We start from the raw sequence: 663 nt of genomic DNA, 5'->3' as shown, positions 1-663 counted from the left end.
GGTAAGCACCTAACAAGCGCATCCAAGTGACGCCTTCGGCGCACCTGATGCGGGCGTTATGCGAGCGCCAACAACTCTATTGCATTTACTCTTATACAAAGATTCCAAACAAGAAATCCGTACTGAGTTAATGTCACGGATTTCTTACATGGAAGATGTAATAAAAACTAAAAAGGGATAAAAAATGTCAAAGATAAAAGCAATTGTAATCGGTACAGCTGAAGATAATGAAATATTTTCTAAGTATGAAGATAACACGTTTATTGATATAAATTATCACATTAATGAAGAAAATAAGTTTTCTTTTTCCTTCCCAGAAATAGAAGAAATAAAACACACAACATTTTTGGTTGGAGATGGTAACTCCGTTAAACTTATCGCCATTAAACCAAAAAATGATGGTACAGCTGCTATTGAAGCAATATATGGAAATGATGTAACGGTAGAAAAGAAAGCTTGTTGCACTTGTCGTGGCTGGACTGCCTGTGGATCTGTAAGTTGCTCTTGTACAGCTAAATAAAATCGTAACTGCTCATATTTTAAGTTGTAGTCATATGCCTGAACTGAATGTTTTAGCATATGGCTAATAAATCATGCAAACAATTCAATTCGCATAACAAGTAAATCCAGGTGACGCCTACGGCGCACCTGATTTAGGCGTTA

Annotated in this window: 1 protein-coding gene; it reads left to right on the top strand. The window is 36.3% G+C overall.

The annotated features are described in order from the left end of the window. The first annotated feature begins 184 nt into the window (after positions 1-184). Positions 185-520, top strand: coding sequence for a hypothetical protein (locus tag ACY2RQ_RS19630; protein ID WP_490114705.1), 336 nt, complete (start codon positions 185-187; stop codon positions 518-520). Positions 521-663: the final 143 nt, after the last annotated feature.

It is taken from the genome of Parendozoicomonas sp. 209JJ7-1 (assembly GCF_058147085.1).
The sequence above is the reverse complement of the archived record's forward strand: the minus strand, read 5'-3'. Positions and strand labels throughout refer to the sequence as shown.